The organism is Sphingomonas sp. S-NIH.Pt15_0812 (assembly GCF_003951315.1).
In the GTDB taxonomy this organism is placed as follows: Bacteria; Pseudomonadota; Alphaproteobacteria; order Sphingomonadales; family Sphingomonadaceae; genus Sphingomonas.
On sequence record NZ_QLJH01000014.1, the window covers coordinates 42,132 to 53,896 of the forward strand.

General features: G+C 68.7%; 11 protein-coding genes. 6 read left to right on the forward strand and 5 right to left on the reverse strand.

Features of this window, described 5'->3' with window-relative positions; all coding sequences use genetic code 11:
* Positions 1-22: 22 nt before the first annotated feature.
* A complete protein-coding gene (gene ppa, locus BRX43_RS11000; RefSeq protein WP_125994915.1) occupies positions 23-601 on the forward strand; it encodes an inorganic diphosphatase in 579 nt (192 codons plus the stop codon).
* Between the two features lie 51 nt (positions 602-652).
* On the opposite strand, the gene BRX43_RS11005 is transcribed toward ppa, so the two are convergent.
* The 5 genes from BRX43_RS11005 to BRX43_RS11025 form a co-directional block, all read right to left on the reverse strand.
* Positions 653-1,135, reverse strand: a complete 483-nt coding sequence (locus BRX43_RS11005; protein WP_125994916.1) for a GNAT family N-acetyltransferase — start codon at positions 1,133-1,135, stop codon at positions 653-655.
* On the reverse strand, positions 1,132-2,028 hold the full coding sequence (locus tag BRX43_RS11010; RefSeq protein WP_125994917.1) for a DMT family transporter: 897 nt from the start codon (positions 2,026-2,028) through the stop codon (positions 1,132-1,134). The genes BRX43_RS11005 and BRX43_RS11010 overlap by 4 nt, the downstream gene beginning before the upstream one ends.
* 300 nt (positions 2,029-2,328) lie before the next feature.
* On the reverse strand, positions 2,329-5,019 hold the full coding sequence (gene ppdK, locus BRX43_RS11015; protein ID WP_125994918.1) for a pyruvate, phosphate dikinase: 2,691 nt from the start codon (positions 5,017-5,019) through the stop codon (positions 2,329-2,331).
* A 119-nt stretch (positions 5,020-5,138) separates the two neighbouring features.
* The gene (gene glyS / locus BRX43_RS11020; protein ID WP_125994919.1) at positions 5,139-7,355 is read right to left on the reverse strand and encodes a glycine--tRNA ligase subunit beta; all 2,217 of its coding nucleotides are present in this window, start codon (positions 7,353-7,355) and stop codon (positions 5,139-5,141) included.
* 40 nt (positions 7,356-7,395) lie between these two features.
* On the reverse strand, positions 7,396-8,235 hold the full coding sequence (locus BRX43_RS11025; RefSeq protein WP_125994985.1) for a glycine--tRNA ligase subunit alpha: 840 nt from the start codon (positions 8,233-8,235) through the stop codon (positions 7,396-7,398).
* 94 nt (positions 8,236-8,329) lie between these two features.
* Here BRX43_RS11025 and BRX43_RS11030 point away from each other — a divergent pair, with 94 nt between their 5' ends.
* The 5 genes from BRX43_RS11030 (at position 8,330) to BRX43_RS11050 (ending at position 11,713) form a co-directional block, all read left to right on the forward strand.
* The gene (locus BRX43_RS11030; RefSeq protein ID WP_125994920.1) at positions 8,330-9,235 is read left to right on the forward strand and encodes a TraB/GumN family protein; all 906 of its coding nucleotides are present in this window, start codon (positions 8,330-8,332) and stop codon (positions 9,233-9,235) included.
* Between the two features lie 124 nt (positions 9,236-9,359).
* The gene (locus BRX43_RS11035; protein WP_125994921.1) at positions 9,360-9,986 is read left to right on the forward strand and encodes a 50S ribosomal protein L25/general stress protein Ctc; all 627 of its coding nucleotides are present in this window, start codon (positions 9,360-9,362) and stop codon (positions 9,984-9,986) included.
* Between the two features lie 97 nt (positions 9,987-10,083).
* Positions 10,084-10,650, forward strand: coding sequence for an aminoacyl-tRNA hydrolase (gene pth, locus BRX43_RS11040; protein WP_125994922.1), 567 nt, complete (start codon positions 10,084-10,086; stop codon positions 10,648-10,650).
* Positions 10,651-10,852: 202 nt separating this feature from the next.
* Positions 10,853-11,044: a hypothetical protein gene (locus tag BRX43_RS11045; RefSeq protein ID WP_125994923.1), complete on the forward strand. Its 192-nt coding sequence runs from the start codon at positions 10,853-10,855 to the stop codon at positions 11,042-11,044.
* 264 nt (positions 11,045-11,308) lie between these two features.
* The gene (locus BRX43_RS11050) at positions 11,309-11,713 is read left to right on the forward strand and encodes a hypothetical protein (RefSeq protein ID WP_125994924.1); all 405 of its coding nucleotides are present in this window, start codon (positions 11,309-11,311) and stop codon (positions 11,711-11,713) included.
* Positions 11,714-11,765: the final 52 nt, after the last annotated feature.

Consider the following 11,765-nt stretch of genomic DNA (forward strand, 5'->3'; position numbering starts at 1 on the left):
ACCGTATTCACAGGGAAAATCCATGCGTATCGACCTGATTCCGGTGGGCAAGAATCCGCCCGACGACCTGAACGTCATCATCGAAGTGCCGACCGGTGGCGAGCCGGTGAAGTATGAGTTCGACAAGGCGTCGGGGGCGCTGTTCGTCGATCGCATCCTGCACACGCCGATGCGCTATCCGGCGAATTACGGCTTCGTGCCGCACACGCTGTCGCCGGACGGCGATCCGCTGGACGCGCTGGTCATCGCCCGCTCGCCCTTCATACCGGGCTGCGTCGTCCGCGTCCGACCGATCGCGGTGCTGAACCTGGAAGACGAAGCCGGCGGCGACGAGAAGCTGGTCTGCGTGCCCGTCGACCAGGTCTTCCCCTATTATTCGAACGTCGGCGGTCGCGACGACGTGCCGGAGATCGTCTTCCAGCAGATCGAGCACTTCTTCACCCACTATAAGGACCTGGAGAAGAAGAAGTGGGTGCGCATCGGCACCTGGGGCGACGCCGAGGAAGCGCGCCGCATCGTCCGCGAGGCGATCGAGCGCTATGACGACGCCAAGGCCGCCGGCGAGGAGCCGCACGACCACGACGTTCCGGGTCGCGAGTAACGCCGTCCCGTCCGTTCCCCGGCGGCCGTGCCGGGGAACGGCTTTTGCGGGTCAGCCCGCCGCCAACCGCCGCAGCGGCTCGCCCGACAGGCGCTGCACCGTCCAATCCTCCATTCCGACCGCGCCGATCCGCCGATAGACGGCGATCGCCTCCGCATTCCAGTCGAGCACCGACCATTCGAACCGCGCGCATCCCCGCGCCACCGCGATCCCCGCCAGATGGCGGAGCAGCGCGCCGCCGATCCCCCGCCCCCGCGCGTCCGGCGTGACGTAGAGATCCTCCAGATACAGGCCGCGCCGTCCGGTCCAGGTCGAGAAATTGTGGAAGAACAGTGCGAAGCCCAGCGGCCGCCCATCCTGTTCCGCGATCACCGCCTCCGCCGCCGGACGGTCCCCGAACAGCGCCTCGCCCAGCGTCGCCTCGGTCGCCTCCACCGCATCGGGTTCCCGCTCGAACGCGGCGAGATCGCGGATGAAGCGCAGGATGGTCGCGGCATCGGCGGGCCGGGCGGGGCGGATCAGGGGATGGGTCATGTCTGGCTCTGTAACGTCGCGGTCGCCGCCACGTCACGCCGTCGCGCCGCGAACAGGCAGGCGGCGACGATCACCCCGGCCCCGGCCAGCGTCCAGACCGACACGCGCTCGCCGAACACGAGCCAGCCGAGCGCCGCGGCCCAGACGAAGGAGGTATATTCGCTGCTCGCCAGATAGCTCGCCGATCCGCGCGCATAGGCCCAGGCGAGCAGCAGCATCGAGATCGACCCCAACCCCGCCGCCAGCGCGATCATCGGCCAGAGCGAAGCGGGCGGCGGCACCGCCAGCCATGGCGCGGCGCAACCCAGCGCCACCAGCACCACCACCGACTGGACCAGCGCCACCTCGACCGGCCCCGCCGCCAGTGCCTGCAACCGCGCCAGGATCAGGTTGACCGCATAGAGGATCGCCGAGGCGAAGATCGCCGCCGCGCCCCACCAGGCGTCCGGCGGCGCCGCGCCCCGCGCCTGCCCGGCCAGGATCACGCCCACGCCCGCCAGCGCCGCCAGGCTGGCGATCGGCGCGCGCCAGTCGATCCGCTCCTTCAGCACCAGGGCCGCGAGCAGCAGCGCCATCACCGGCGCGGTATAGCCGATCGACACCGCCAGCGTCAGCGGCACCCGGGCGATGCCCCAGAAGAACAGCAGCGCCATCCCGGTCGTGACCAGCCCGCGCGCGCCGTGCAGCCGCAGCGCCCGGCCGCTCGGCCGCCGCCGGCCCCCCAGGCTCCACAGGCCGAGGCCGATCGCGACATTGCCGAAGGAACGCCACAGCATGGTGTTGTAGACGCCGATGGCGATGACCAGCATCTTCATCGCCGCGTCCATCACCGAGAACACGCCGATGCCGAGCGCCGCGACGGCGAAGACGAACGCGGGAGCGGCCTGGGTCATGGCTGTGGCTGTAGGGTGCGGCGGTCGTGGCGGGAAGCGATTGGTTCGCGCGGAGATGCGAGGGTGCGAAAGGCGTGCGCTTACCGACCGCCTAGGGCACTTCCCACCACCTCCCCTTTCCCCTTCCTGTTCCCCGGCGAAGGCCGGGGCCGAGGTGGAGAGGTGGTCCTAATGGAGCGCCGCGCGTCGTCACCATCGTCCCCCAACCGGGCCGCGGCCTTCGCCGGGGAACAGCTGAGCGTTTGGGAAGGGCGGGCCAGCGCCGCAAGACGCCCCCTCGTCTTCGCGCGGAACGGTCCCTTACCGCGCCTTCAAGGCCGCCTGCGCCGCCGCCAGCCGCGCGATCGGCACGCGGTAGGGCGAGGCGGAGACGTAATCCAGGCCGACCTGCTCGCAGAAGCCGATCGAGGCCGGGTCGCCGCCATGTTCGCCGCAAATGCCCAGCTTGATGTCGGGCCGGGTCGCCCGGCCCCGCTCGGCGGCGAGGCGGACGAGTTCGCCGACCCCCTCCACGTCCAGGCTGACGAACGGGTCCTTGGGATAGATGCCCTGCTCGACATAGGCGCCCAGGAAGCGCGCCGCATCGTCGCGGCTGACGCCCAAAGTGGTCTGGGTCAGGTCGTTGGTGCCGAAGGAGAAGAACTCGCCCGTCTCCGCGATCTCGCCCGCCATCAGCGCGGCGCGCGGCAGTTCGATCATCGTGCCGACCAGATATTCGACCTCCGTCCCGCGCTCGGCGAACACGGCCTGCGCGGCGCGGTCGACCACCGCCTTCATCAGGTCCAGCTCGCGCTTGGTGGCGACCAGCGGGATCATCACCTCCGGGATCGGGGCCGCGCCGCTCTCCGCCGCGACGTCGAGCGCCGCCTCGAAGATCGCGCGCGCCTGCATCTCGTAGATTTCGGGATAGGTCACGCCCAGCCGGCAGCCGCGATGGCCGAGCATCGGGTTGAACTCGTGGAGCTCGTTGGCGCGACGCTTGAGCGTGTCGACATCGATGCCGGCCGCCTGCGCCACCTCGGCGAACTCCGCCTCCTCATGCGGCAGGAACTCGTGCAGCGGCGGGTCGAGCAGCCGGATCGTCACCGGCAGGCCGGCCATCACCGTGAAGATCTCCGCGAAGTCGCTGCGCTGTTCGGGCAGCAGCCGGTCGAGCGCGGCGCGGCGGCCCTTCTCGTCCGAGGCCAGGATCATCTGGCGCACCGCCGTGATCCGGCCGGCGTCGAAGAACATATGCTCGGTCCGGCACAGGCCGACGCCCTCCGCGCCAAACTCGCGCGCGGTCTGGCAGTCGAGTGGCGTCTCCGCATTGGCGCGGACCTTCAGCCGGCGCACCTTGTCCGCCCAGACCATCAGCGTCGCGAAGTCCCCGGCCAGTTCGGGCTGCACGGTCGCCACCTCGCCGGCCATCACCTCGCCGGTCGCGCCGTCGATGGTCAGCACGTCGCCCTCGCGAATCTCACGCCCGCCGACGCGCATCACCTTGTCCTTGGCGGAGATGGCGATGCTGCCCGCGCCCGACACGCAGGGGCGGCCCATGCCGCGCGCCACCACGGCGGCGTGGCTGGTCATGCCACCGCGCGCGGTCAGGATGCCGCGCGCCGCGTGCATCCCGTGGATATCCTCCGGGCTGGTCTCGGTGCGGATCAGGATCACCGCCTCGCCGGCCGCATTGCGCTTCTCGGCGGTGTCGGCGTCGAACACCGCCTTGCCCGAAGCGGCACCCGGCGACGCCGGCAGGCCCTTGGCGATCACGTCGCGCTTCGCCTGCGGGTCGAGCGTCGGATGAAGCAGCTGGTCGAGCGCGGCGGGATCGACGCGCGCCACCGCTTCCTCTTCGGTGATCAGGCCTTCGTTCGCCATGTCGACCGCGATCTTCAGCGCCGCCTTGGCGGTGCGCTTGCCCGAGCGGGTCTGGAGCATCCAGAGCTTGGCCTTCTCGACCGTGAACTCGATGTCCTGCATGTCGCGATAATGCGTCTCCAGCGTGTCGAAGACGCGGGCGAGCTCGCCATAGACCTCCGGCATCGCCTCTTCCATCGACAGCGGCTTGGCCCCCGCCTCCTCGCGCGCCGCGCGGGTCAGGTACTGTGGCGTGCGGATGCCGGCGACGACATCCTCGCCCTGCGCGTTGATCAGGAATTCGCCATAATAGGCGCGGTCGCCCTTGGACGGATCGCGCGTGAAGGCGACGCCGGTGGCCGAGGTGTCGCCCATATTGCCGAACACCATCGCCTGCACGTTGACGGCGGTGCCCCAGCTGGCAGGAATGTCGTTCAGCCGCCGATAGACCTTGGCGCGCTCCGACTGCCACGAGCCGAACACCGCGCCGACCGCGCCCCAGAGCTGGTCGTGCACGTCCTGGGGGAAATCCTTGCCCCATTGCGCGCGGACCAGCTTCTTATATTCGACGACCAGCGCCTTGAGATCGCCGGCGCTCAGCTCGGTATCGAGCGTGAAGCCCTGATCCTCCTTGGCGATCTCCAGCGCTTCCTCGAACGCGCCGTGATCCAGCTCCAGCACGACATCGGCATACATCTGGATGAAGCGGCGATAGCTGTCCCAGGCGAAACGCTCGTCCCCGGCGGCGCGGGCCAGCCCCTCGACCGTCTGGTCGTTGAGGCCGAGGTTCAGCACCGTGTCCATCATGCCGGGCATCGACACGCGCGCGCCCGAGCGGACCGAGACGAGCAGCGGATTGTCATGATCGCCGAAGACCTTGCCCGTGATCCCCTCGATATGCGCGATACCCTCGGCCACCTCGTCGCGCAGCGACTGGGGGAATTGCTGCCCCTCGTCATAGTAACGCGTGCACATGGCGGTGGAGATGGTGAAGCCCGGCGGCACCGGCAGGCCGATCGAGGCCATCTCCGCCAGGTTGGCGCCCTTGCCGCCCAGCAGGTTCTTGTCCCCCGACCCGCCATCGGACACGCCGCCGCCGAAGCGATATACGTAACGGTCTTCAACAGTCGGCTTCAATGCGGTGGCCATCGTCACATCCCTCTTTGCATACGTATGCATTGCAGAGGGGGGTAACGGTGACAAGAGCGATTTGCTCCCCTTTCGAGGGCAATGGACGATGGTAACGGTCCCATCGTCCCTTGTCGGGATCAGCCCTCGATCTTGCCGAAATCGGCAACGCTATGGACCGCGGCCCGCACCCGCGCGAGCAGGTCGAGCCGGGCGGCGCGCTTCGTCGCATCCTGGTCGTTGACCGTCACCGAGTCGAAGAAGCCGTCGATCGGCGCGCGAAGGCTGGCGAGCGCAGCCATCGCCGCCTCGAAATCCTCCGCCGCCACCGCGCGCGCGGCGGCGGGCTCGGCCGCGTCGAGCGCGGCGAGCAGCGCCGCCTCGGCCGGCTCGGGCGCGTAGGTCATCGCCGCGCCGGTCGGTGCCTCATGTCCTTCCTTCTTCAGGATATTGGCGGCGCGCTTGTACCCGGCGAGCAGGTTCGCGCCGTCCTCGGTCCGGATGAACGCCTGCAGCGCATGGACGCGGGCGAGCAGGCGGACGAGATCGTCCTCGCCGCCCAGCGCGAACACCGCGTCGATCAGGTCGTGACGGATGCCGGCTTCACGCTGTTGCACCTTGAGCCGGTCGGCGAAGAAATCGAGCACGGCAAGGCCGACATCGCGGCTGGTCTCGAACCGACCGTCCAGCGCGCGCGCATAGGCGGCATCGGCCTGGCCGATGACCTGACGGAAGGCGTCGGTGGCGATGGCGGGCTCCATCGCCATGGTCCGCATCAGCTGCTGCATGAACTGGGTGGCCTGCACCTCCGGCCGCAACGGCTGCCCGACCGGCGAACGCCAGGCCGCCTGCGCCGCGAGCGGCATCAACGCGACGCGCAGGCCGTTCCGCTGGATCAGGCGGATGATGCCGAGCGCCGCGCGGCGCAGCGCGAACGGGTCCTTCGATCCGGTCGGCTTCTCGTCGATCGCGAAGAAGGTCGCGATCGTGTCCAGCTTGTCGGCCAGCGCCACCGCCACCGTCACCGGCGCGGTCGGCACGTCGTCGCCCTGCCCGACCGGCTTGTAGTGATCGCGCACCGCCTCGGCGACCGCCACGTCCTCGCCCTGCGCGGCGGCATAATAGCCGCCCATCAGGCCCTGGAGCTCGGGGAACTCGCCGACCATGCCGGTCACCAGATCGGCCTTGGCGAGCCGCGCCGCGCGCTCCGCCCGGTCGGCCAGGTCGGGGGTGCCGACCACGCCTTGCTCGACCAGCCAGCGCGCCAGCTTCGCCACGCGGTCGACCTTGTCGGCGACGCTGCCCAGCTTCTCGTGGAAGACGATCCGCTCCAGCTTCGCGCTCTGGTCGGCCAGCGGCACCTTCAGGTCGGTGTCGTAGAAGAAGCGCGCGTCGGACAGCCGCGCCGCCAGCACCTTGCGATTGCCCTCGACGATCTTCGCGCCGCCATCGCTCGCCTCGATATTGGCGGTGCAGACGAAGGCGTTGGCGAGCGCGCCGGTCGCCGCGTCGCGGCAGACGAAATATTTCTGGTTCACCCGCGCGGTGAGCTGGATCACCTCGGGCGGGACCGACAGGTAATCGGCGTCGAACCGGCCGAGCAGCGGCACCGGCCATTCGGTCAGCCCGGCATTCTCGGCGACCAGCCCTTCATCCTCGACCAGCTCCAGCCCCGCCTCGGCGGCGAGCGACGCGGCATGGGTGCGGATGATCGCGGCGCGCTCGTCCTGATCGACCAGCACATGGCAGGCGCGCAGCTTCTCGACATAATCGCCCGCCGAGCCGATCGTGATCGGCCCCGGATGGTGGAAGCGGTGGCCATAGGTGGCCGCGCCCGAGACGATGCCGGCGATCTCGGTGGCGATGATCTCTTCGCCGAACAGCGCGACGATGCCGTGCAGCGGCCGCACCCAGCGCAGGCTCTCGGTCGACAGCGAGGCGTCGCCCCAGCGCATCGACTTGGGCCACGGGAAGGCGCGGATGATCGCCGGGATGGCCTCGGCCAGCACGTCCGCCGTGGCGCGGCCGGGGCGTTCGGTGATCGCGAAGAGCACGCCGTCGCGCTCGACCAGCTGCTCGCGGGAGAGGCCGGTCTTGCGCAGGAAGCCTTCCAGCGCCTGGGGCGGGGCGGAGGCGCGGGGGCCCTTCACCTCTTCGGACACCGCCTCGGTCGCGTGCGGCAGGTCGCGCGCGATCAGGGCGAGCCGGCGCGGCGTCGCATAGGCGGTGAGCGCTCCGGCGGACAGGCCGGCCTTGGCAAGCTCGGCCGCGAACAGCCGCGCCAGATCCTCGCGCGCCTTGGCCTGCATCCGCGCGGGAATTTCCTCGGAGCGGAGTTCGAGAAGGAAGTCGGTCATGCTGTCCGGATCACTATCTTGAGGTCGCGCGGAAGGGCCATCACGCCGCCCACCCGTTCTTCTCCATCCACGCCGCGCAGCTCGCCTTGGCGAGATCGCGGACGCGGCCGATATAGGCCTGGCGCTCCGCGACCGAGATCACGCCGCGGGCCTGGAGCAGGTTGAAGGTGTGGCTGGCCTTGATCGCCTGTTCATAGGCGGCCAGCGGCAGCTTGGCAGCGAGGCTGCGCTCGCACTCCGCCGCCGATTTCCGGAACGAATCGAACAGCGTGTCGGTATCGGCGACCTCGAAGTTCCAGGTCGACATCTGGCGCTCATTCTCCAGGAACACGTCGCCATAGCTCACGCCGGCGTCGTTGAACCGCAGGTCGTACACATTGTCGACATCCTGGATGTACATCGCCAGGCGTTCGAGGCCATAGGTCAGCTCGCCCGCGACCGGCTTCATGTCGAAACCGCCCATCTGCTGGAAATAGGTGAACTGCGTCACCTCCATCCCGTCGCACCAGACCTCCCAGCCCAGGCCCCAGGCACCGAGAGTCGGCGACTCCCAGTCGTCCTCGACGAAACGGATGTCGTGCTTGGTCATGTCGACGCCGATCGCGGCGAGGCTGCCGAGATACAGGTCCTGCAGGTCGGGCGGGCTGGGCTTCAGGATCACCTGATACTGGTAATAATGCTGGAGCCGGTTGGGATTCTCGCCATAGCGGCCGTCGGTCGGCCGGCGACAGGGCTGGACGAAGGCGGCGTTCCACCGGTCCGGCCCCAGCGCGCGCAGCGTGGTGGCAGGGTGGAAGGTGCCGGCCCCCATTTCCATGTCATAGGGCTGGAGGATCACGCATCCCCGCTCGCTCCAGTAATCATGGAGCGCGAGGATCATCCGCTGGAAGGAAAGAGGCTGGGTCACGCCCGCGTCTCTGGCGAATGGGGCGTGGTCTGGCAAGCAGCAGCATGGGCGACTACATCGGCCCGCGATGCTACGCTCCTTCGCCTCCACGCTCACCGCGATCGCCCTCACCCTGTCGCTGCCCGCCTGCGCGCAGACGCCCAAGGCCGCCGCCGCCACGCAGGATGCCGATCCCGCGCTGTGGGTGGTGAAGGACAAGGACACCACCATCTATCTGTTCGGCACCATCCATGTGCTGAAGCCCGGCCTCACCTGGTTCGACGAGGCGGTGAAGACCGCGTTCGACCGGTCGCAGGAGCTGAAGCTGGAACTGGTGATGCCCGATCCGGCGGCGATGGCCTCGCTGGTCCAGGCGACCGGCACCGCCGCGCCCGGCACGCCGCCGCTCGGCGAACGGCTGCCCGCCGGCAAGCAGGCCGCCTTCCGCCGCGCCGTCACCGATCTCGGCCTGCCCGCCGACGCGCTCGACCGCTACAAGCCGTGGCTGGCGGCGACGCAGCTGTCGATCGCGCCGCTTTCCAAGCTCGGCTACGACTCGGCGAACGGGCCGGAGACGGTGCTGACCGAGGCGGCCAAGGCGGCGCACAAGCCGGTCACCGGGCTGGAGACGGCGGAGCAGCAGCTCGGCTATTTCAGCGGCCTGTCGGACAAGGCGCAGATCCAGTTCCTGGAAAGCACCGTCGACGAATTGCCGACCGTCGCCGACCAGATGACGCGGATGGTCGACGACTGGGCCGGCGGCAAGCCCGAGGCGCTGGCCACCGAGATGAACGACAGCCTGAAGGACTCGCCCGAAGTGGCCAAGGTGCTGCTGGTCGACCGCAACAAGCGCTGGGCGCAGTGGATCAAGGATCGCATGGCGAAACCCGGCACCGTGTTCGTGGCGGTCGGCGCGGGCCACCTCGCCGGGCCCGATTCGGTGCAGGCGCAGCTCGCCCGGCTGGGGGTGAAGGCGCGGCGCGTCCGCTACTGAGCCCAAGGGCGACTAACGCCCACAACCTTGCCTTTTCGGGCGGGCCCCGCTATGCGCGCCCGCTTCCGGCCATGGTCATCCCTGGAGGCGTGGCGCGGAAGACACCTGTTCTTGGAGATTATCAATGAGCGACACCATTACGCTCGCCGCCGAGACGCGTGACCGGGTTGGCAAGGGAGCCTCTCGTGCGCTGCGTCGTGACGGCCGCGTCCCCGCCGTCGTCTATGGCCTGAACAAGGAGCCGACCTCGATCCATCTCGAGGAAAAGGCCCTGACCAAGGCGCTGATGACCGGCCACTTCTTCACCTCGGTCATCATGGTCGACGGTCAGCGCGCGCTGGCCAAGGACGTGGCGTTCCACCCCGTCACCGACCGTCCGACGCATGTCGACTTCCTGCGCATCGGCGAGCATTCGACCGTCACGGTCGCCGTGCCCGTCGTGTTCGCGGACGAGGATGACTGCCGTGGCCTGAAGCAGGGCGGCGTGCTCAACATCACCCGTCACGAGGTCGAGCTGGTGGTCGATGCCGCCAGCATCCCGACCGAGCTGACCGTGTCGCTCAAGGGCCGCGAGATCGGCGACTCGATCCACATCTCCGACGTGACGCTGCCCAAGGGCGCGCAGCCGGCGATCGAGGATCGCGACTTCGCGATCGCCACGATCGTGCCGCCGACCGTCCCGACCGCCGCCGACGAGGCTGCGGATGCCGAGGCGGGCGTTGGCGTCAGCGAGGGTGGCGCGGAGGGCTGAGCCCCTTCCCCACTCCCACGCTTTCGGGGGCAGGGTGGCGGCGACGCTCCCCTGCCCCTTTTCGTTTCGAGCGCTCATTCATCTGGGGAGACGGGCGATGCAGATCTGGGCGGGGCTGGGCAATCCCGGCGCGCAATATGCGCTGCACCGGCACAATATCGGCTTCATGGCGATGGACGCGATCGCCGCGCTGCATGATTTCGGCCCGGTGAAGAAACAGTTCCAGGGCTGGACGCAGGAAGGCCGCATCGGGACCAGGAAGATCCTGCTGCTGAAACCCGCGACCTTCATGAACGACAGCGGCCGGTCGATCGGCGAGGCCTTGCGCTTCTACAAGCTCGACCTGTCGGCGCTGACCGTCTTCCATGACGAGCTCGACCTCGCCCCCTTCAAGGTCAAGGTGAAGACCGGCGGCGGCGCGGCCGGGCATAACGGCCTGCGCTCGACCGACCAGCATCTGGGCCAGGACTATCGCCGCGTGCGGCTGGGCATCGGCCATCCGGGACACAAGGATCGCGTCACCGGCCATGTGCTGGGCAATTTCGCCAAGGCGGAGATGGATGCGCTGTCCGACCTGCTCGGCGCGGTGGCGGCGGAAGCGGGTCGGCTGGCCGAGAGCGACGACGTGCGTTTCATGAACGATGTCGCGCTGCGCCTGGGATGATGCCGCGCAAATGATAGTCGCTCGCAGAACAGCATAGTCGTACATGCGAGCGAATTGCATCTTGCCGATAGAGTTGAGAGTTACTTGCAGCTTGGGTGAGAGTGTTTCGCAACTGTTGATTTAGGTTGATCCGGGAACTTTGCAGGCGTAACTACCGTTTCAGCAAGCAACGACTGTTCAACATCTAACGAGGAGACTCATCATGGCTCTCACCACTGCCGGCGCCGCCGCCTGCGCCAAGTGCAAGTTCTTCGACACCGAGGCTTCGAGCGAGCAGCTCGGCCTGTGCCGTTACAACCCGCCGATCAGCCAGCCGAGCGGCGACGCCGCCGGCGTCTGGCCGAAGGTCGAGGCGAATGACTGGTGCGGCCATTTCGAGGCGGCCGCGGCCTGATCCGCGCCCCTTCTGGCTGAATGCAAAGGCCGGTCGCGACTCCCGTCGCGGCCGGCCTTTTGCTGTGCGCCGGTGATGGCGTACGGCGACGTGAACCCGCCCCCTTCGCCCCCCGACCTTTGCCGGAATGGCCCGGTGGCTGTTGAAAACAGGGCGTGAAATCCAGGTCGAACCGCCTTCCCCCTGCGCCCGGTCGTCACATCCCCATTTGACACCCGCACCGGTTTCTCTTACTAAGAGGCATTCTCATTAGCGAGTGCGTGCATGTACGATCTGATCGACCGCCCCGTCGCCGACCTGCCCCGTTTCGAACATGTCGTCCTCGATGAAACCCGGCGCTGGGTGCATGCCCTGACGCTGGCAGGAGCCGCACCGACGGTGCCGACGGGCTTCACGGATCATGGCGGCCCGGTCGTCGCCCGCACCTTCGACTCGCTGATGCGCGACCTCGACCAGGGATCGACCGAGACCTTGGTGTTCGAGCGCCCATGCCACTCCACGGTGTCGGAGACCGAGGCCGTGATGCTCGGCCTGTGGCGACTCGTCCGGGCCGACCGCATCGCCGCCGCGCGCGCCGCCGCCGCCGGGCTGGTCGACGATGCCAGCGCGCGCCGCATCGTCGCGGCGATGGTCCGCATCGTCGGCACGGGCTTCGTCGCGCTCGACTGATCCGCCCATGGGGAAGGGTGATTGACGAAAGGCGGCGCTTCGCGTCAAGCGG

Excerpts from the sequence above, each read along its gene's own strand:
- ppa (WP_125994915.1), top strand. The coding sequence starts at position 23 with ATGCGTATCGACCTGATTCCGGTGGGCAAGAATCCGCCCGACGACCTG.
- BRX43_RS11050 (WP_125994924.1), top strand. The coding sequence starts at position 11,309 with ATGTACGATCTGATCGACCGCCCCGTCGCCGACCTGCCCCGTTTCGAA.
- BRX43_RS11045 (WP_125994923.1), top strand. The coding sequence starts at position 10,853 with ATGGCTCTCACCACTGCCGGCGCCGCCGCCTGCGCCAAGTGCAAGTTC.
- BRX43_RS11035 (WP_125994921.1), top strand. The coding sequence starts at position 9,360 with ATGAGCGACACCATTACGCTCGCCGCCGAGACGCGTGACCGGGTTGGC.
- pth (WP_125994922.1), top strand. The coding sequence starts at position 10,084 with ATGCAGATCTGGGCGGGGCTGGGCAATCCCGGCGCGCAATATGCGCTG.
- ppdK (WP_125994918.1), bottom strand. The coding sequence starts at position 5,019 with ATGGCCACCGCATTGAAGCCGACTGTTGAAGACCGTTACGTATATCGC.
- BRX43_RS11030 (WP_125994920.1), top strand. The coding sequence starts at position 8,330 with ATGCTACGCTCCTTCGCCTCCACGCTCACCGCGATCGCCCTCACCCTG.
- glyS (WP_125994919.1), bottom strand. The coding sequence starts at position 7,355 with ATGACCGACTTCCTTCTCGAACTCCGCTCCGAGGAAATTCCCGCGCGG.
- BRX43_RS11025 (WP_125994985.1), bottom strand. The coding sequence starts at position 8,235 with ATGATCCTCGCGCTCCATGATTACTGGAGCGAGCGGGGATGCGTGATC.
- BRX43_RS11005 (WP_125994916.1), bottom strand. The coding sequence starts at position 1,135 with ATGACCCATCCCCTGATCCGCCCCGCCCGGCCCGCCGATGCCGCGACC.
- BRX43_RS11010 (WP_125994917.1), bottom strand. The coding sequence starts at position 2,028 with ATGACCCAGGCCGCTCCCGCGTTCGTCTTCGCCGTCGCGGCGCTCGGC.